This is a genomic window from Arthrobacter sp. TJ-265 (genome assembly GCF_058269135.1).
On record NZ_JBZCND010000001.1, the window covers coordinates 107,532 to 126,167 of the forward strand.

The following is an 18,636-nucleotide window of genomic DNA, read 5'->3' on the forward strand; positions in this document are numbered from 1 at the left end:
GCGCTGCCGCGCCTAGTCGAGCAGGGCCAGGACGGGGGCGGCGAGGCGCAGGCTGCCCACGGAGCGGCCCCCGCCGAGGACCGGGGAGACGACCTTCTCGAGGGTGGCCCCGACCTTCTCGGCGTCGATCGCCCCGGATGCCGCGAGGAGCGTGAGGCCCACGAGGGTCGCCGCGCGGGCGTTGCCGTCGAGGACCTTCAGGGCCAGGGTCGCGCCGGTCGGGGCGGCGAGGACGAGGACGCCCTCGGCGCCGCTCTTGGCGAGCACGCCGAGATCCTCCATGACCACGGAGTTCTCCATGCCGGCGCCGTGCACGGCCCAGGGGTAGTCCAGCATCGCGGTGGCGATCGTCGCCGCCCGCGCGTCCGCGTGCTTGTCCGAGGGTGCCTTCGCGATCTTCCCGATCCCGCGGGCGAGGCCCGTGAGCGAGACGGCGGCGACGGGCGCGCCGCACCCGTCCACGCCCCACGCGGCGACGGACTCCTCCGTGTACTCCTCGATGACGGAGGCCACGGAGCGCTGCAGCGGGTGGGTGGGATCCAGGTACGTGGCGGTGTCCCAGCCGTTCTCCGTGCAGGCCCACAGGAACGCCGCGTGCTTGCCGGAGCAGTTGAAGGCGATGCGCTGCTTGCCGAGGCCGCCGCGGACGAGCTCGTTGCGGGCCTCCTCGTCCTGCGGCCAGTCCGCAGGGCACTGCAGGTGGTCCTCGGTGACGCCGGCGGCGTCGAGCATGGTCCTCACCACGTCCATGTGCTCCCTGCTGGCCACGTGGCTGGCCGCGGCGAGGGCCACCTGCGGTCCGCGCAGCGGGACCCCCGCCTTCATGCTGGCCAGCGCCTGGAACGGCTTGAGCGTGGACCGCGGGAAGATCGGGCTCGTGATGTCCCCGAGCCCGGTGACCACGGAGCCGTCGGCGGCGAGAACGACGGCGGCCCCCACGTGGCGGGACTCGATGAAACCGTTGCGTTCGAGGACGGCGAAGTCCACGGCGTCAGCCGTAGTGAAAGTGGAGGGCATGGTCCCAGTATTCCCTATCCGCTGCGGCGACCCGCGGGGATCCTCCGTCGACATGGCTGCGCCCACCGGAGAGGACGGTCATCCGGTGGGCGCAGGTCCGGGAGCTGCCGGGCGGCTACGTCACGGTGAACTGCACCGACTGCCAGCCGGACGCGCCGTCGGGAACGGTGTCCGCGCGCTCGTCGGTCTGGAGGCCGTCGACGGCGTCCGTGGCCCGCGCCCTGACCGTGTGCAGCCCGGACTCGAGGGAGACCTCGTGCGACCACTGGCGCCAGGTGTCCACGGAGGCCTCGGCGGCGAGCGTGACGGCCTCCCAGTCGCCGCCGTCGATCGAGACCTCGACCGCGGTGATGCCGCGCTGCTGGGACCAGGCGACGCCGCCGAGCATGACGGCGCCGCCGTCCACCTGCGCGAAGGACCTCGGGACCTCCACGCGTGCCATCGTCTTGATGGGCCCCCGCTCGGACCAGCCGCGGTCCGTCCAGTACGCCGTCCGGTCGGCGAAGCGCGTGACCTCCAGGTCCACGACCCACTTGGTCGCCGAGACGTACCCGTACAGTCCGGGGACCACCATGCGGACCGGGAAGCCGTGCTCCACGGGCAGCGGCTCACCGTTCATGGCGACGGCGAGGATGGCGTCGCGGTCGTCCTGCAGCACGGGCAGGGGAGTGGAGGCGCTGAAGCCGTCCGAACTCGTGGACAGGACCATGTCCGCACCGTCGAGCGGCCGGGCCCGGGCGAGGACGTCGCGCAGCGGGTAGCCGAGCCACTTCGCGGTCCCGGCGAGGTAGCCGCCCACGGGGTTGGAGACGCAGGTGAGGGTGATGTGGCGTTCGACGAGATCGGCGTTTAGGAGGTCCTGGAACGTGAGCTCGAACTCCTCCTCCACCAGGCCGTGCACGCGGAGCACCCAGTCGTCGGTGGTGAGCTGCGGGACGCTGAGCGCCGTGTCGATCCGGTAGAAGTCGCCGGTCGGGGTGACGAAGGGTGTCACGCCCGCCACGGGCGACTGCACGCCCGCGGGCAGCGCCGGCGCGGGACTGGCCGGAGCCGGGAACTGCAGGCTGTCCCGGAGCGCGGCGACGTCGTTGCGCGCCCCCGCGAGCAGCCGGCCCCCGCCGGCGGCCACGGCAGCGACGACGGCGGTCACGCCTGCGGCGGCGAAGAACCCGCGGCGCGAGGTCGTGCCCGCGCCCGGTGCACCGGCGATCGGTGGTGCGACCGCGACGGCCCCGGTGCGTGCGCCGTCGTCCCGGTCGGTCCCATGGCCCTCCGCGACGGCCGTCCGGCCGGCGGCGTCCCCCGACGCGGGACCGTCGGGCGAGGGAACGACGGCCGCGTGCCGCAGGCGGGCGATCAGCAGCCGCAGCGCCAGCAGGCCCGCGGCGGTGCCGACGGCCGTCGGGAGGGCATCGGGCAGGGCGGCGCCGGCCCGGGTGAGGACGCAGGCCAGGATGACGGCCCCCATCAACAGCACCCCGACGACGCCGAGCGCCCACCGCCGGAACGCCACGATGCCGAGGGCGGCCGCCAGCAGCGCGATCGTGATGCCCATGCCGACGAGCAGGGCGAGCTTGTCGTCGGTCCCGAACGTCGCGATGGCGAAGTCCTTCATCCACGGCGGGGTGAAGTCGATGAAGGTGGATCCCATGGCGATGACGGGGGTGGCACTCGCCCGGAAGAAGGCCCCGGCGAGTTCGGCGACGCCGAGCACCACGCCGGCGGCGATGATGCCGGCGAGCGCGGCCAGCAGGGGGAGGCCGCGGCGGGACGTCGAGAGGTTGCTCATGGGAAGTATTCGGAGAGGTCCGGAGACCGTATGGGTGGCGCGGGTCGCCGTAACAGGCGCCGTCCCTGTGTCCGGCAGGTAGCCCCTCCAGTACGCTGTCCTACTGTGAAGGTTCTTGTACTGGGCCCCGGAGGCCGCGAACACGCCATCGTCCGGGCCTTGCTGGCCGATCCCTTCGTCCGGGAGGTGCAGGCCGCCCCCGGCAACGCCGGGATCGCCGGGGACGTCCCCACCCACGACATCGACGCGAACGATCCCGCCGTCGTCGTCGGCCTGGCCCGTCGGCTGGGCTCCGACCTCGTGGTGATCGGACCCGAGGCGCCGCTCGCCGCCGGCGTCGCGGACGCCCTGCTCGACGCCGGGATCCCCGTCTTCGGGCCGACGCGGGCCGCCGCGCAGCTCGAGGCCTCCAAGGCCTTCGCCAAGCAGGTCATGGCCGCCGCCGGCGTGCCGACCGCGATGGCCCGCGTCGCCGCGACGGACGAGGAGGCCGACGCGGCGCTCTGCTCGTTCGGCGCGCCCTACGTGGTGAAGGACGACGGGCTCGCCGCCGGCAAGGGGGTGGTCGTCACCGACGACCTCGACGAGGCCCGCGCCCATGCGTCCGCGTGCTTCGCGGCGGGAGGCACCGTGGTCATCGAGGAGTACCTCGACGGACCCGAGGTCTCGCTGTTCGTCCTCTCCGACGGCCGCACCGTGGTCCCGCTGGCACCCGCGCAGGACTTCAAGCGCATCCACGACGGCGACCAGGGCCCCAACACGGGCGGCATGGGCGCCTACTCGCCGCTCGAGTGGGTGCCCGCCGGCCTCGTGGACGAGGTCATCACGCGCGTGGCGCAGCCCGTGATCGACGAGATGGCGCACCGCGGCACGCCCTTCGCGGGCGTCCTCTACGTCGGCCTGGCACTCACGTCGCGCGGCCTGCGCGTCATCGAGTTCAACGCACGGTTCGGCGACCCGGAGACGCAGGCCGTCCTCGCGCGCCTGACCACACCGCTGGGCGGGGTGCTGCTCGCCGCCGCCAAGGGCGCCCTCGACCAGATCGACCCGCTCAACTGGTCGCCCGAGACGGCTGTCGCCGTCGTGCTCGCCTCCGAGAACTACCCCGACGCCCCGGTCACGGGCCGGCGCGTGCGCGGGCTGAAGAGGGCCGCGCAGGTGGAGCGCGCGCACGTCCTGCACGCCGGCACCGCCCTGCGGGACGGCAAGGTGGTGAGCTCCGGCGGCCGGGTGCTGGCCGTCGTCGGGGTCGGGGACTCCCTGGCGGACGCGCGGGCCACCGCGTACGAGAGCCTCGGCCGGATCGACCTCGCGGGCGGGCAGTTCCGCACGGACATCGCCCTCAAGGCCTCCCGCGCGGAGATCGCGGTCACGGGCCCCGCGACGGCCACGGCATGAGCACCTTCGCACCGGAGCATCCCGAACTCCCGGGCTGGCGGCACGTCTACTCCGGCAAGGTCCGCGACCTGTACGAGCCGGAGGACGGCCGTGACGACGTCGTGCTCGTGGTGGCGAGCGACCGCATCAGCGCCTACGACCACGTCCTCGCCACCGGGATCCCCGACAAGGGGCGCGTGCTCACGCAGCTCAGCCTCTGGTGGTTCGAGCGGCTCACCGGCATCCCCAACCACGTGATCGCGTCCGACGCCGCCGCTGGCGTGCCCGCCGCCGTCGAGGGCCGGGCGATGATCTGCCGCCGGCTCGTCATGTACCCGATCGAGTGCATCGCCCGCGGCTACCTGACCGGCAGCGGGCTGCTGGAGTACCGGCAGTCCCGGACCGTCTGCTCCCTGCCGCTGCCCGAGGGCCTCGTGGACGGCTCCCGGCTCCAGCCGGCGCTCTTCACGCCGTCGGCGAAGGCGGAGGTGGGCGAGCACGACGAGAACATCACCTACGACGCCGTCGTCATGACGGTGGGCGACGACACCGCGGCGCAGCTGCGGTCCCTCACCCTCGACATCTACACCGCGGCGGAGGCGATCGCCCGGGAGCGCGGCATCATCCTCGCCGACACGAAGGTGGAGTTCGGCCTCGATCCGTACACCGGCCTGATCACCCTCGGTGACGAGGTGCTGACGCCGGACTCCTCCCGCTTCTGGGACGCCGCCCTCTATGCCCCCGGGCAAGCGCAGCCCTCCTTCGACAAGCAGTTCGTCCGGGACTGGCTGACCTCCGACGCCTCCGGCTGGGACCGGCAGTCGGAGCCGCCGGCGCTGCCCGCCGACGTCGTCGAGCGCACGCGCGCCCGCTACATCGAGGCCTACGAGCGCCTGACGGGCCGCACCTTCGCCTGAGGCGCGTCACGCCGGACGCGGCGTCGTTCCCGGCTTCAGGAGTAGGCCGCTGCTTCTGCGGTGTGGCGCGCCGGGACACGCTCCTCCGGTGCGGAACCCGTGCACGACGGCGTCCGAAGCGACGACCGGCCGACGCCACGCCGGACCACGGGGACGATGACCGTGAGCGGATCGTTGTCGACTCGGTCCGATCTGCAGTTCGGCCGGTCGGCCCGGCTTTCTCCGAAAGCTTCATCCGACCCCGCGCCGTGCGGATCCTCAGGGCGACGATCGGCGCCGATCCATCGAGGAGCACCGTGAACAGCACCCAGCACAGCACCCACCGCCCGACCGTTACCCGACGCGCTGCCCGGGCGGCCGTCGCCCTCGCCGCGACCGCCGTCCTGCTGCCGGCGGCGGGCGCCGTGGCCGCACCGCCGACGCCGTCTCCCCCGGCGTCGGTGTCCTCCCATCGGCAGCGGGACACCAGCATCCCGCTGCCCGGCGCATCCTCCGCCGAGGGCATCGCCAGGGGCAAGGGGTCCACGTTCTACGCGGGAGACCTCGGCCGCGGTGACATCTTCCGCGGCGACCTCCGGAAGGGGACCGCGGAACTCTTCATCGACGCACCCGAGGGCAGGGCCGCCGTCGGCCTCAAGGCCGATGTGCGGAACGACCTGCTGTTCGTCTCGGGGGGAGCGACGGGCCGGGCGTACGTCTACGACACCGACACCGGGGCGGAGGTGGCCGACCTCCTGCTCGCCACGGGCAGTGCATTCATCAACGACGTCACGCTCACGCGGGACGGCGCCTACTTCACCAACTCCCAGGCCGCGGAGCTGTACTTCGTGCCCGTGGGCGACCACGGCGAGCTCGGGGAACCGGAGACGATCGCCCTGTCCGGCCCGGCCGCGGCAGTGACACCGGGTTTCAACCTCAACGGCATCACGTCGGTGGACCGCGGCAGGACGCTGATCGTGGCGCACTCGGCGAACCAGGCCCTCTACACGGTGGACCCGGAGACGGGCGTCAGTGCGGACATCGTGACGGGCGCGCTCCCGAACGTGGACGGCATCCTGGCCAAGGGGGACACCGTGTTCGCCGTCCAGAACAGGATCAACCAGGTCAGCCGGATCGACCTGTCGAAGGACCTGACCCGCGGCGAGGTCGAGGACGTCATCACGAGCCCGCTGTTCGAGGTGCCGACGACGGTGGCCCTGTTCGGCAGCACGCTGGCACTCGCCAACGCGAAGTTCGGCGTCGTCGATCCTGATGGCTACGAGGTGGTGACGGTCTCCGCGCGCTGACCGCGGCCGGACGCGGGAGAGGCCCGCCGGCTGCTGCCGGCGGGCCTCTCGTCCACTGGTCGGGGTGACAGGATTTGAACCTGCGGCCTCGTCGTCCCGAACGACGCGCGCTACCAAGCTGCGCCACACCCCGATGTCACTCCCGGAAGGCGGACCTCCCGAACAGCAACTGTCCAAGGATAGCGGAGGATCAGCGGCGAGGAAAACCGGCGCGCGCTCCGCCCGGACGCGTCAGACCAGCGAGTCCTTCCAGGCCGCGTGCAGCGTCGCGAAGCGTCCCGTGCCCCCGATGAGTTCGGCGGGCGTGCCGTCCTCCACGACCCGGCCGTCGTGGACCACGAGCACGCGGTCGGCGATGGCCACGGTGGAGAGCCGGTGCGCGATGATCAGGGCGGTCCGGTTGCCGAGCAGCTTCTGCAGGCCCTCCTGCACCAGGCGCTCGCTCGGGATGTCGAGCGAGGACGTCGCCTCGTCGAGGATGAGGACCGCCGGATCGGCGAGGAACGCGCGCGCGAAGCTGATGAGCTGCCGCTGCCCCGCCGAGACACGGCCGCCGCGCTTGTTGACGTCCGTGTCGAAGCCCTCGGGCAGCTCCAGGATGAACTCCTCGGCGCCCACGGCCCGGGCTGCCGCGACGATCTCCTCGCGGCCGGCCTCGGGCTTGCCGAGGGCGATGTTGTCCGCCACGGAGCCGCTGAAGAGGAAGGCCTCCTGCGTGACCATGACGACGGCCCGCCGGAGGTCGGTGGGCGCGAGATCGCGGAGGTCGACGTCGTCGAGCGTGAGGCTGCCCTCGGAGACGTCGTAGAACCGCGCGATGAGCTTGGCCAGCGTGGACTTGCCGGCCCCCGTCTGGCCCACGAGGGCCACGGTCTGCCCGGCGTGGATGGTCAGGTCCAGGCGCGGCAGCACCACGGGTCCGTTCCCGTAGCGGAACTCGACGTCCCGGAACTCGACGGCGCCGCGGGGGTCCGGGAGGGAGACCGGATGCTTCGGGGGACGCACCGTGGGCACCTCCTCGAGCAGGCCGGAGACCTTCTCCAGTGCCGCCGCGGCGGACTGGAAGGAGTTGTAGAACATGGCCATCTGGTCCACGGGCTGGAAGAACCGCTTGCTGTAGAGCAGCAGGGCCAGCAGGGCACCGACCTCGAGCGTGCCGCCGAGGACCCGGAAGCCCCCGAGGACGAGGACGACGGCGACGGTCACGTTGCCGATCAGCACGAGCCCGGGCTGGAAGACGCCGTTGAGGTTGATGGAGCGGACCGTGACCAGGCGGTAGTCCTCCGCCAGCTCGTCGTAGCGGTCGGCGTTGACCGTCTCGCGGCGGAACGCCTTGACCGCGCGGATCCCGGTCATCGTCTCGATGAAGTGGACGATCAGCTTCGCCGACACCACGCGGGACTCCCGGTAGGCGATCTGCGAGTGCTTCTGGTACCAGCGGGCGAGGAAGAACATGGGGACCGCCGCGGCCAGGATCAGCAGGCCCGTCCGCCAGTCGAGGGCGAAGATCGTGACGGCGGTGAACAGCATGAAGATCGCCCCGGACGCCAGGGAGCTGACGCCGGTGTCGAGCAGCTCCCGGAGTGCCTCGAGATCCGAGGTCTGCCGGGAGATGATGCGCCCGGAGGTGTACTTCTCGTGGAACTCGAGGCTGAGCCGCTGCGTGTGCCGGAAGACCCGCACGCGCAGGTCCAGCAGCATGGCCTGGCTGAGCTGCGCCGTCGCCCGCACGTAGCCCGCCGTCAGGACCGAGGCGAGGACGGCGGCCAGGAGGTAGGTGCCGCCGGCGAGCCACAGCATGCGGGGATCACCCGCCATGAGGGCGGGCAGGGCGCGGTCGATGCCGAACGCGATGATCGCCGGTCCGGCCACCCGCGCGGCCTGGGAGACGACGACCAGCAGGACGGTCCAGAGGAACTGCCGGCGGTTGGGTCGGATCAGCGAGCCGAGGAGGCGGAAGGACCGTGCCCGCACGGACCTGCTCTGCGCGCGGTCGAGGAGGACGTCGTCCTCGTTGAGGACACCGGCGGAGGTGGTCCCCTGCCCGTCCCCGTCCTTCGGCGCCCCGCCGGGCGCTGCCGTGGTGCGGCTCATGCCAGCGCCTCCTCGTCGTCGGGCACGGGTTGGACGGTGCGTCCGAGCTGCGCGATCTCCTCGTCGTCGAGGCTGGCGATGACGTAGCGGTAGTGGTCGTTGCGGGCGAGCAGTTCGGAATGCGTGCCGACGTCGGCGATCCGCCCGTCCTGCATCAGGGCCACCCGGTCCGCGAGCGCGACCGTGGACGGACGGTGGGCGACGATGAGCGTCGTGGTGGCGCGGAGCATGGCGCGGAGTCCCACCTCGACGCGCTCCTCGGTGGCGACGTCGAGCGCGGACAGCGGATCGTCGAGGACCAGGACGGTCGGCTGTGCGGCGATCGCCCGGGCGAGGGCGATCCGCTGGCGCTGCCCGCCGGACAGGCTGAGGCCCTCCTCGCCGATGAGCGTGTCGAGACCCTCGGGCAGCTCGTACGCGAACCGGGCCTGCGCCACCTCGAGCGCCTCGCCGAGGATCCGCTCGGCCTCCGCGCCCGTGGCGTCGGAGCCCATGAGGACGTTGTCGCGGACGGAGTTCGAGAACAGCGTGGTGTCCTCGAACGCGACCGCCACGAGGGTCCGCAGCTCGCCGAGGGTGAACTCCCTGAGGTCCACGCCGTCGATCGTGATGCGGCCCGCCGTGACGTCGTGCAGGCGGGGGACGAGCTGCAGGAGCGTGCTCTTGCCGCACCCCGTCACCCCGACCAGGGCCATGGTCTCGCCGGCGCGCAGGGTGAGGTCGACGCCGTCGATCACGTCACCGGTGTCCTCCTGCGCGTCGGGGTAGCGGAAGTGGACGGCGTCGAACACGACGTCGCCCCGGGGCGCCTCGAGGTGGACGGGCGCGGCCGGGTCGGTGATGGTGTTCTCCGACTCCATGACCTCGTAGTGCCTGTCGATGGCCGTCTTCGCCGTGAAGGTCATGGCGAGCAGCGGGCCGATGAACTCCACGGGTCCGGCCACCGCGGCGGCGGTCGCGAAGAAGGCCACGAGGGCGCCGATGCTGACGTCGCCGTTCGCCGCCAGCATCACCCCGACGACGAGGGACGCACCGAGGGCGAGTTCGGGCAGCAGCGTGACGACCATTGAGAAGTTCGCGAGGGACTTCGCCTTGTAGATCTCGGTCCGGCGGAGCTCCTCGGCCTGCTCCTCGAAGTCCTCGAGCGCCTCCTGGCTGCGGCCGAACGCCTTCAGGACCCGGATGCCGTGGACGGACTCCTCGACCGTGGTCGCGAGGTCGCCGGCCTGGTCCTGGCTCTTGCGGGACACACGGCTGTAGGAGGTCCGGAAGCGGTAGCCGTAGACCATCAGCGGCACGGCGGCCGCGAGGAAGATCAGGGCCAGGACCCAGCTCATGAAGAACATGATGACGACGCCGATCACCACGGTCAGCGACGTGACCACCAGCATGATGAGCCCGAAGGCCATCCACCGCCGCATCAGGTTGAGATCGCTCATCGCGCGGGAGAGGAGCTGCCCGCTGCCCCACCGGTCGTGGAATTCGACGGTCAGGTGCTGCAGGTGCCGGTAGAAGGACGTGCGCATGTTCGTCTCCACCGTCGTCGCCGGGGTGATGACGAACTGGCGTCGCAGGGCCACGAACGTGGCCTCGAGGACGCCGAGGAGCAGGACGACGCCCGACGCGATCCAGACCGTGCGGGCGGACCCGCCCTCCGCCAGGGCGTCGTTGATGAGGACGCGGAGCACCTGGGGGATCGCAAGGGCCATGACGCTCGCGCCGAGCGCGCAGAGCAGGCCCAGGACCAGCCGGGGAACGATGGGCTTGACGTGCGGATACAGGCGGCCGAGCGATTCCCGCAGTGTGTTCTGGTTCTTCATGCCAACTCTTCGGTGATCGATGGTTGTTGGTGTCCCTCAGCAACGATCCTAGGCCACGGGGGCTGTAATGCCGGTCACAGCCTCCGGGGCCCGAAGCAGCAGGCGGGTGCCGGCTAGGTCCCGCTTCCGGGGGTGAGCGTCAGGAGCACGGCTTCGGGCCGGCAGGCGAACCGGATCGGCGCGAAGCGTGAGGTCCCGATGCCGGCCGAGACGTTGAGCGGGACGGAGCGCCCGTCCGATTCCCACTGTGTCAGTCCCCGCGCGCGCCAGGTCGGCAGGTCGCAGTTGCTGACGAGAGCACCGTAGCCCGGGACGCAGACCTGGCCGCCGTGCGTGTGCCCGGCCAGGATGAGGTCCGCGCCGCCGGCCGTGAAGTAGTCGAGGACGCGCTGGTAGGGAGCGTGGGCGACGGCCACCCGGATGTGCGGCGCCTCGGCCGAGGTGCTGCTCCCGGGGGGATAGGGCGCGTACCGGTCGCGATCGAGGTGGGGATCGTCGACGCCCGTGAAGTCGATGCGCATGCCCCTGAAGCCGATCGACTGGGACCGGTTCGTGAGATCCACCCAGCCCGCCGCCCCGAACGCGCTGAACATGTCCGCCCAGGGCAGATCCTTCGGCGCGGACTCCTTGGGTGCGATCGACGGACCCGCGAAGTAGCGCAGTGGATTCTTGAGGGCCGGTGCGTAGTAGTCGTTGGAGCCCGGGACGAAGACCCCGGGAACCTGCAGCAGCGGCTCGAGCGCGTCGAGGAGGGGCTTCACGGCCTTCCGGTGGCTGAGATTGTCACCGGTGTTGACCACGAGGTCCGGCTTCAGGCTCGCCAGGCCGTGCAGCCAGTCGGCCTTGGACTTCTGCCCCGGCACCATGTGGATGTCCGAGAGGTGCAGGACCCGCAGGGGAGTCGCGCCCGGCGGGAGGATGGGAAGGGTCTCCTCCCTCACCTCGTACAGCGTGCGCTCGACGGTCGAAGCGTAGGCGAGGGTTGCGGCCGCGGCGGTCAGGGTGAGGCCCGCCGCCCAGCCGAGCGGTGCCCCGCTCCGGGATGTCTGAGTCGATGTCACGCTAGTCGTTTCCTCCAGTGCCGTTGTTGCCGGTCGTTCCTCCAGTGGTACCACCGGTGGAGCCGCGCGTGCCAGTTCCCCGGTTGTTCACGTCCGGCGTGGTGCCGCGCTGGGTGCCGTCGATCATGCGCCTCGGCGGATCGACGAAGGGTGTCCCTTCGTACAGGCCGGGGATCTGCTGCATGAAGCGGGCCCAGGAGGGACCTGCGATGAGCGAACCGTCGATCTCCGGGTAGACCTGGCCGCCGATCTGCAGTCCGCTCAGCGAGCTGTCGGGACCCTCGCCCTGCCAGTTGCCGATCCAGCTCGCCGTCACCATGCCCGAGTTGTAGCCCATGAACCAGGTCTGTGACCGTGCGTCATTGGTGCCCGTCTTGCCGGCCATCGGGATGTCGCCGTACTCGAGCAGCTGGCCGGAGCCGTCCGTCATGACTTCCTGCGTCGCATAGTTCACGCCACGGGCGACGTCCTGGGAGATCTTCCGGTCGCAGGAGACCGCCGGGACGGGGTAGCTGGTGCCGTCCACCGCGGTCACCTCGGTCAGTGCGCGGGGGTCGCAGACGACGCCTTCGTTGGCGAAGCCGGAGAAGGCCTTGGCCATCGACATGGGTGCTGCCTCGCCACCGCCACCGATCAGGGCGGAGGGCTGGAAGCCGAAGCGCTCCTCCTCGCCCTCGGAGCTCTTGGCCTGGTGGACACCGAGGTCGTAGGCGATGTCGCGGATGCGGCACAGGTCGAGCTGCTTGGCGCTGGACATGGTGATGGTGTTCAGGGACTGCGCGAGGCCGTCGAGGACCGTGGTGGTGCGGTAGTTCGTGTCACCGTAGTTCTGCGGCGTGTAGCCGTCCTCCTCCTGGATCTCGAACTGGCCACCCCGGGCGCAGCTCGCCTCCCACCTGTCGCCCTGGGGGTAGGTCCGCTTGCTGCCGTCGAGGTACTGGTTCAGTGCCTTGCCGTCCTCGACCCACGCGGCCACCGTGAACGGCTTGTACGTCGAGCCCGGCTGGAAGCCGCCGCCGCCGCCGAGGCTCTTGGTGGGGTCCCCGCCGTCGAACTGGTCGACGTTGAAGTTCAGGACCGTGTTGCCGGAGCCGGCTTCCGGGTTGTACCGGGTGTTCTGGGCCATCGACAGGATGTTGCCGGTCTTCGGATCGAGGCTCACCATCGTGTGCCCCACCTTGCCGTCGGTGGTGTCCGGGTTGGCGGTCTCGGTCACGGCGGTCTGCGCGGCGGCCTGCACACGGGCGTCGAGCGTGGTCTTGATCGTCAGCCCGGACCGGAAGAGGACCTTCTGGCGGTCCTCCTGGGTCTCGCCATAGGCGGGGTCGTTCAGGATGAGGTGGGAGACGTAGTCGCAGAAGTACGGCGCCTGGTCCGCACCGACGCATCCGCTCAGGGTCGGGGTGATGTCCAGCCCGAGGTCCGTCGCGACGGCGGCGTCGTGCTCTTCCTGGGTGATCTTGCCGCGGGTGAGCATGGCGTCGATGACGAGGTTGCGCCGCTCGAGCGCTCGCTCGGGATTCTCCGTGGGGCTGTAGTAGGTCGGACCGTTCACCACGCCCGCGAGCAGGGCGCTCTGCTGGATGTTGAGGTCCTTCGCGTCCACGTTGAAGAAGTACTTGGACGCGGCCTGGACTCCGTAGCTCGTCCCGCTGAACTGCACGATGTTGAGGTAGCCCTCGAGGATCTCGTCCTTGGAGAGTTCCTTCTCCACGGCGATCGCGAGCTTCATCTCGCGGAGCTTGTCGCCCACCGACTTCCCGCCGCCGTTGAGGGTGACCGTCCCGCCGTTCTGCCGGGCCGAGTCGTTCAGAACATTGGTGACGAACTGCTGCGTGAGGGTGGACGCGCCACGGCTCGTCCCGCTCGAGACGTTGCTGGCAATGGCGCCGAAGATGCCTTCGAGGTCCACGCCGCCGTGGTCGTAGTAGCGGTAGTCCTCGATCGCGATGAGGGCGTCCTTCATCACCGGGGATACCTGGTCGAGGGTGACCGGCTGCCGGTTCTCCTCGTACAGGGTGGCGATGAGGGAGTCGTCGGCCGCCAGGATCTTCGTCGGCTGGGCGAGCGCCTCGAGCTCCAGCTCCGCCGGCAGTTCCTCGAAGAACTGGATCGAGGCGGACGCCCCGGTGCCGGCAGCCGCGGCCACCGGTACGAGGAGACCTGCGGCGAGCACACCGGCGAGCCCGCTGATTCCGAGGAATGCAGTGATCCTGCCGAGAGTGGTAGCCGTGTCGAAGAGGGGTGATTTGCGCGCAGCCATTATTCCAGTTTACAAGCACGCGCTAGGCTTTCTTCATGACGAAATGGGAGTACTCCACGATTCCGCTCATCATCCACGCGACGAAGCAGATCCTCGATCAGTGGGGTGACGATGGATGGGAGCTCGTCCAGGTGGTTCCCGGGCCCGACGGCAACGGCCTCGTGGCCTACCTCAAGAGGGAGAAGAGCTAGCTGTGTCCGCAGCGAATCCGGTGATCTCGGGGGTCGAAGCACGTCTCGCCGACCTCGGGGTCGCCCTGCCCGCCGTCGTCCCGCCGGTCGCCTCCTACGTCCCTGCGGTCGTGAGCGGCAGCCACGTCTACACCTCGGGGCAGCTCCCTTTCATTGACGGCAAACTCCCAGCTTCGGGCAAGGTCGGAGCGGGTGTGGACGCCGCGACCGCGACCAGCCTCGCCGCGGTCTGCGCCGTGAACGCGCTTGCTGCGATCAAGAGCGTGATCGGCGACCTCGACCGCATCACGCGGATCGTGAAGGTCGTGGGTTTCGTCGCCTCGGACCCCTCGTTCACCGGCCAGCCGGGCGTGATCAACGGGGCGTCGGACCTCCTCGGCACGGCGCTCGGCGACGCGGGCGTGCACGCCCGTTCCGCCGTCGGCGTGGCGGTCCTCCCCCTCGACTCTCCCGTCGAGGTCGAGATCATCGCGGAGTTCGTCTAGGCCGTGGACCGTCTCAGCACCAGGCTCTTCCCTGTACATCCGGACCAGCGTTCGGCAGCACAGAGCTGGATCGAACACGGGGAACGCACACCCCTCAAGGCGCGCCCGGCGTCGTCGGTGGTCCTGTTGCGCGACAGCGCGATCGGCACCGAGACGTACCTGACCTACCGGCGCGGGCAGTCCCCGCTGGGTGTCATCGGCTTTCCGGGCGGCAGTGTCGAGGAGTCCGACGACGAGGAGATCCCCTGGTACGGCCCTACGCCGTCGATGTGGGCGAAGATGCTCGGCGTCGAGGACCACCGGGTGGCGCGGCGCCACGTGCTGTGTGCCATCCGGGAACTCTTCGAGGAGACCGGTGTGCTGCTGGCCGGGCCCGACGCGTCGTCGCTGGTCGAGGGCACGCAGGCCAGGGAGTGGATGAAGGCGCGGGAGGCCATCAACGAGGGGGAGTGCCGGTTCGCGGACATCCTCGGCCGCCGCGGGCTCGGCGTCCGGACGGACCTCATCAAGCCGCTCTCGCACTGGGTCACCCCGGATTTCGCCCACCGCCGGTTCGACACCCACTACTTCGCGGCTGCACAGCCCGTGAACCAGGAACCGAGCATCCTCGAGAGCAAGGGCGTCTGGGGCGAGTGGCGCTGGGCCGCCCAGGAGGTGGCCGACCGCGACACCACCCGGCTCGGTGACGAGGTGAGCCAGCCGAACACCGTGGGCTGCACGCTCAGCGAGCTCGCGGTGCCGGCGGTGGAGATCATCCTCGAGAAGATCGGCTCCTCGCGCGGCTGCATCGCGTACCTTTCCCACAAGCGCCCCGTGAAGCTCTACCATCCGGAACTCTCCGAGCGCGACGGCGATCTCATGCTGCAGGTCGAATGCCCCAAGCTCACCGAGGGCGGGTCGGTCCAGCGCGGGCGCTGACGGCGTCGTTCAGGGTTTCTCCCCGCCTCCTCCCCGGCCCCGGCCCCGGCCCCTTCCCCCTCAACCCGTCGTGCACCTGTGATGGGTGACGGCGTCGGGCGCGTGCTCAGGCGACGCGGCTGGATGCCTCGAGGGACGCATCGCGGGGATCGCCCGTGCCACCGTGGTGAGTGCGCAGGTGTGGTGGGTGGGAGTGCCCGATACCCACCACACCTGCGCACCCAGACGAGGAAGAAGGCCGACCCGGCGCCCGCATCGACGCCGGGGGTCAGCGGCTGCGCTGGCGCAGTCGCTGGATGTCGAGGATGACGACGGCGCGCGCCTCCAGGCGGAGCCAGCCGCGCTGGACGAACTCGGCCAGGGCCTTGTTGACCGTCTCGCGGGAAGCGCCCACGAGCTGCGCCAGTTCCTCCTGCGTGAGTTCGTGGGCCACGAGGATGCCGTCCGTGGCGGGCCGCCCGAACCGGTCCGCGAGGTCCAGCAGGGCCTTTGCCACGCGACCCGGGACATCCGAGAACACGAGGTCGGCCAGCGATTCGTTGGTGCGGCGCAGGCGGCGGGCCAGGGCCTGGAGCAGCTGGGCCGAGACCTCGGGGCGGGTCTCGAGCAGCGCGCGCAGGTTCTCGTTCTTCAGGCCGGCCAGGCGTGTCTCGGACACGGCGGTCGCGGTCGCGGTGCGGGGGCTCGGATCGAAGAGCGCCATCTCGCCGAACAGCTCGCCGGGGCCGAGGATCGCGAGGAGGTTCTCGCGGCCGTCCTGTGCCGTGCGCCCGAGCTTGATCTTGCCGGAGACGATGAAGTACAGCTGATCGCCCTGATCGCCCTCGCGGAAGACCGACGACCCGCGGGGCAGATCGACCTCGATCAGCTCGTCCGTGAGTGCGGCGAAGACGTCGTCTCCCAGTGATGCGAAGAGGGGTGCCCGGCGCAGTACCTCGATGTCCATTAGTTCTCCTGATGCGTCTGTCGTGCGTCGTTCCGCGGCGGTCCCCGCTGTCTTCTCCTGTCCATCTTGCCGTACCCGAGCGGTTGTGACGACTGATACACGTCTCCCGAGCCCGGATTGCAGGCCGGGAGCGCGGCCACTCCCCGCCTTCTCCCACACTTCGCCGCTAGAATCGCTCGCAGTGCCGGGACCTGTGCAGCCGTCCCGCGCCCAGAGCCAGGGGAGAATGTACGTGCCGGAAGTCAGCCTCGGGGAGTTCACCCTCCTCGACATCATCCTGGTGGTGGTCCTTCTCGGCTATCTGGTCGCCGGGCTCCGCAACGGGTTCCTCGTCACCCTCGGCGGTATCGCCGGCTTCGTCGCCGGAGCCGTTGCCGCCTTCTTCGCCGTACCCCTGGTCAGCGGCTGGGTGCCGGACAATCCGTGGCGCCTGATCGCGGTCATCGGCACGGTCATCGTCCTCATCATCGTCGGGCAGGGCGTCGGCTCCGCCCTCGGGGCGTCCATCCGGCGCTGGTCCGACTTCCCGCCCCTGCGCCTCATCGACCGCATCCTCGGTGGGGTGGTGAACGTCGTCGTCGCCGCCCTGGTCCTGTCGATGCTCGCCTTCAGCGTCGGGACCCTGGGGGTCCCGTTCCTGTCCCAGCACATCGCGTCCTCGCAGGTCATCCGGACCATCGACACGACCACGCCGGGGCCCGTGCGCACCTGGATGGCCCAACTGCGCTCCATCGCGGTCGACGACGGCATCCCCACCATCCTCGAAAGCGTGGGACCCGCCACCCCCGCCGAGGTGCCCGACGCCGCGGTGGACACACCCGAGCTCGCCGCCGCGGGGGCCTCGGTGGTCCGCATCACCGGCACGGCCTTCCAGTGCGGGCAGAACCAGACCGGCTCGGGCTTCGTCATCGCACCCGGGCGCGTCATCACGAACGCGCACGTCGTAGCCGGCGTCGAACGGCCCGTCGTGGAAGTGCCGGGAGGTGGCGCCCTGCCGGGCCGGGTGGTGCAGCTCGACACCGTGCGCGACGTCGCCGTGATCGCCGTCGACAGCCTGCAGGCCCCTCCGCTGTCCCTCGGCGAGGAGCTCGCGAACGGTGCGACGGCGGCATTCGCCGGCTACCCCGCGGGCGGCCCCTACCGGATCCAGCCTGCGAGCGTGCAGGGACTCTCACCCGTGCTCGTCAACAACATCTACGGCGCGGACCCCCGGCCCCTGCAGATCTACAGCCTCGCGGCCAACGTGCAGCAGGGGAACTCGGGCGGTCCGCTGCTGGACCCCCAGGGTCGGGTGGCGGGCGTCGTCTTCGCGAAGTCCACGGCGGACGCGCCCGTGGGCTACGCGCTCTCCCTCGCGGAACTGCGCCCCATCGCCGAGAGCGCCGGGGATCTGGACGACACCGTCTCCGCAGGACAGTGCACACGCGGATAGGCGCCTGACCCGGACGCCCTCAGAGCCAGGCGATGGACTGCCCGTGCGGACCCGTACGGGCCACCGACCGGCCGTTGTGCTGCAGCACGAACAGGCCGTCCCGCTCGCCGGGCGCCGGCTGCATGGCGCCGGGCACGCCGGTCAGGGTGCGGTGGCCCTCGTGGGACAGCCAGTGCACCGGGCGGTCCCGGTCCGCCGCCAGCCTGAGCATGGTGCCCGCGAAGCGGTCCCGGCCGGCCTGGTCGAGATAGGCGAGCACCGCACTGTGGAACACGACGACGACGGCGTCCTGCGGCGCGCGCTCGACGAGCGGCTCGATGTGGTCGTTCAGGTCACCGCGGACGAGCAGCGGCGGATCGGCGCGGACCACGCCGAGGGCGGCGCGGAGCCGCTCGGCGCGGAAGCCGTGCTCCGGCCAGACGAGCGACTCGAGCCATCGGACGTCGTCCTCGTCCCGGGCGTCGAGGGGATTCAGGTCGATCCCGGCCCGCCAGACGACCTCCGGCAGCCGCGAGGGCAGCGGCACGTCCCCGGACACGGCGCATTCGAGGGGAGGGACCGGCGAGCCGCTGCCCGGTTCGAGCACCGGCCCCGGGGTGTAGGAGTACGCGTACCGGTCGGGGTAGAGGCAGGCGCCGGCCGATGCTCCGACCTCGATGAGGGCGAGCGGCCGGCCCTCCTCCGCGCTGATGGCGGCGAGGAGCGGAAGCAGGACCGCACACCGCCCCGCTTCATTGGTCTGGGTGGTCCGGCTCTCCATGACCGCACGGATGGACGACCACTCCGCGAGGACGAAGGAGCGGAAGGCGGAGTAGTCGCCGAGGGGCACCCCGACGAAGCGCGTCGCACCGAGGAACAGGACCGGCTGGCGGCGGTGGGGCGGCAGGGTGTCGAGGCGGGCGAGGATGTCGCCGTCGTCGCTGATCCCCGTGCACCACTCGTCATAGAGCGGCGAGTAGCCCCGCGCCTCCACCTCGGCGAAGCGGCGGTAGCGCTCAGCGGTGGTCGCTTCGATCTCCGTCATCGGTCCTCCTGATCCC

The 18,636-nt window shown here is 70.9% G+C and carries 15 protein-coding genes and 1 tRNA gene; 7 read left to right on the forward strand and 9 right to left on the reverse strand.

Annotation, left to right across the window (positions count from 1 at the left end; genetic code table 11):
* Window positions 1–12 precede the first annotated feature (12 nt).
* A complete protein-coding gene (locus AC4D2E_RS00490; protein ID WP_490951358.1) occupies window positions 13–1,017 on the reverse strand; it encodes an asparaginase in 1,005 nt (334 codons plus the stop codon).
* Window positions 1,018–1,132: 115 nt separating this feature from the next.
* Window positions 1,133–2,806 carry a molybdopterin-dependent oxidoreductase gene (locus AC4D2E_RS00495; RefSeq protein ID WP_490951359.1) on the reverse strand — a complete coding sequence of 558 codons (1,674 nt, stop codon included), beginning with the start codon at window positions 2,804–2,806 and terminating at the stop codon, window positions 1,133–1,135.
* 105 nt (window positions 2,807–2,911) lie between these two features.
* On the opposite strand from AC4D2E_RS00495, the gene purD reads away from it, so the two are divergent.
* From purD to AC4D2E_RS00510, 3 genes are all read left to right on the forward strand, one after another.
* The gene (purD, locus tag AC4D2E_RS00500) at window positions 2,912–4,204 is read left to right on the forward strand and encodes a phosphoribosylamine--glycine ligase (RefSeq protein ID WP_490951360.1); all 1,293 of its coding nucleotides are present in this window, start codon (window positions 2,912–2,914) and stop codon (window positions 4,202–4,204) included.
* A complete protein-coding gene (locus AC4D2E_RS00505; RefSeq protein WP_490951361.1) occupies window positions 4,201–5,100 on the forward strand; it encodes a phosphoribosylaminoimidazolesuccinocarboxamide synthase in 900 nt (299 codons plus the stop codon). Before purD ends, AC4D2E_RS00505 begins: the two co-directional genes overlap by 4 nt.
* A gap of 296 nt (window positions 5,101–5,396) precedes the next feature.
* Window positions 5,397–6,386 (forward strand): NHL repeat-containing protein, encoded by a 990-nt coding sequence (locus AC4D2E_RS00510; RefSeq protein ID WP_490951362.1) that lies wholly within the window; start codon window positions 5,397–5,399, stop codon window positions 6,384–6,386.
* Window positions 6,387–6,442: 56 nt separating this feature from the next.
* Here AC4D2E_RS00510 and AC4D2E_RS00515 read toward each other — a convergent pair.
* The 5 genes from AC4D2E_RS00515 to AC4D2E_RS00535 form a co-directional block, all read right to left on the reverse strand.
* Window positions 6,443–6,519 (reverse strand) — tRNA-Pro (locus tag AC4D2E_RS00515).
* A gap of 98 nt (window positions 6,520–6,617) precedes the next feature.
* Complete coding sequence (locus AC4D2E_RS00520; protein ID WP_490951363.1) at window positions 6,618–8,480, reverse strand: ABC transporter ATP-binding protein; 1,863 nt, start codon at window positions 8,478–8,480, stop codon at window positions 6,618–6,620.
* The gene (locus tag AC4D2E_RS00525; protein WP_490910094.1) at window positions 8,477–10,300 is read right to left on the reverse strand and encodes an ABC transporter ATP-binding protein; all 1,824 of its coding nucleotides are present in this window, start codon (window positions 10,298–10,300) and stop codon (window positions 8,477–8,479) included. The genes AC4D2E_RS00520 and AC4D2E_RS00525 overlap by 4 nt, the downstream gene beginning before the upstream one ends.
* A gap of 113 nt (window positions 10,301–10,413) precedes the next feature.
* Window positions 10,414–11,361, reverse strand: coding sequence for a metallophosphoesterase (locus AC4D2E_RS00530; RefSeq protein ID WP_490951364.1), 948 nt, complete (start codon window positions 11,359–11,361; stop codon window positions 10,414–10,416).
* A 1-nt stretch (window position 11,362) separates the two neighbouring features.
* Complete coding sequence (locus AC4D2E_RS00535; RefSeq protein WP_490910092.1) at window positions 11,363–13,624, reverse strand: transglycosylase domain-containing protein; 2,262 nt, start codon at window positions 13,622–13,624, stop codon at window positions 11,363–11,365.
* A 35-nt stretch (window positions 13,625–13,659) separates the two neighbouring features.
* Between AC4D2E_RS00535 and sp36 the strand changes: the two genes are divergently transcribed.
* Genes sp36 through AC4D2E_RS00550 form a run of 3 tightly spaced genes read left to right on the forward strand, consistent with a single transcriptional unit; the run spans window position 13,660 to window position 15,218 of the window.
* Window positions 13,660–13,815, forward strand: a complete 156-nt coding sequence (sp36, locus tag AC4D2E_RS00540; RefSeq protein WP_137370103.1) for a Sp36 family protein — start codon at window positions 13,660–13,662, stop codon at window positions 13,813–13,815.
* A 2-nt stretch (window positions 13,816–13,817) separates the two neighbouring features.
* Window positions 13,818–14,300 (forward strand): RidA family protein, encoded by a 483-nt coding sequence (locus tag AC4D2E_RS00545; protein WP_258069893.1) that lies wholly within the window; start codon window positions 13,818–13,820, stop codon window positions 14,298–14,300.
* A 3-nt stretch (window positions 14,301–14,303) separates the two neighbouring features.
* Window positions 14,304–15,218: an NUDIX hydrolase gene (locus AC4D2E_RS00550; RefSeq protein ID WP_490910091.1), complete on the forward strand. Its 915-nt coding sequence runs from the start codon at window positions 14,304–14,306 to the stop codon at window positions 15,216–15,218.
* 268 nt (window positions 15,219–15,486) lie between these two features.
* Here AC4D2E_RS00550 and AC4D2E_RS00555 read toward each other — a convergent pair whose 3' ends face one another.
* On the reverse strand, window positions 15,487–16,164 hold the full coding sequence (locus tag AC4D2E_RS00555) for a Crp/Fnr family transcriptional regulator (protein WP_043441798.1): 678 nt from the start codon (window positions 16,162–16,164) through the stop codon (window positions 15,487–15,489).
* A 232-nt stretch (window positions 16,165–16,396) separates the two neighbouring features.
* On the opposite strand from AC4D2E_RS00555, the gene AC4D2E_RS00560 reads away from it, so the two are divergent.
* On the forward strand, window positions 16,397–17,596 hold the full coding sequence (locus AC4D2E_RS00560; protein WP_490951365.1) for a MarP family serine protease: 1,200 nt from the start codon (window positions 16,397–16,399) through the stop codon (window positions 17,594–17,596).
* Window positions 17,597–17,615: 19 nt separating this feature from the next.
* On the opposite strand, the gene AC4D2E_RS00565 is transcribed toward AC4D2E_RS00560, so the two are convergent.
* The gene (locus tag AC4D2E_RS00565) at window positions 17,616–18,620 is read right to left on the reverse strand and encodes a DUF2332 domain-containing protein (protein WP_104168029.1); all 1,005 of its coding nucleotides are present in this window, start codon (window positions 18,618–18,620) and stop codon (window positions 17,616–17,618) included.
* Window positions 18,621–18,636 lie beyond the last annotated feature (16 nt).